At 45.7% G+C, this 210-nt stretch carries 1 protein-coding gene and 1 pseudogene; both read left to right on the top strand.

What is annotated here, in order from left to right; translation table 11 throughout:
• A pseudogene (locus tag KKC1_RS06155) lies at positions 1-141 on the top strand (IS607 family transposase); the annotation flags it as partial.
• A partial coding sequence (locus KKC1_RS17390) for a helix-turn-helix domain-containing protein (RefSeq protein WP_153802850.1) occupies positions 128-210 on the top strand: 83 nt, incomplete at its 3' end. The pseudogene KKC1_RS06155 and the gene KKC1_RS17390, both read left to right, overlap by 14 nt.

The following is a 210-nucleotide window of genomic DNA, read 5'->3' as shown; positions in this document are numbered from 1 at the left end:
GAACCGGGCGAAGTCAAAGACGACTTAGTGCAGGACATGATTGAGGTATTAACTTCGTTCTGTGCTCGTCTGTATGGGAGAAGGTCGGCCAGAAACCGGGTCAAGAAAGCTATGGAGGCTATAGAAAATGTTGGTAAATAAGGCTTACCGGTACGAGCTTAAACCAAACAAGACCCAGCTTATTCTTTTGAAGAAACATGCTGGTTGTGC

Source organism: Calderihabitans maritimus, assembly GCF_002207765.1.
Lineage (GTDB): Bacteria > Bacillota > KKC1 > Calderihabitantales > Calderihabitantaceae > Calderihabitans > Calderihabitans maritimus.
Note: the sequence above shows the minus strand (reverse complement) of the source record. Positions and strands in the feature narration are given on the sequence as shown.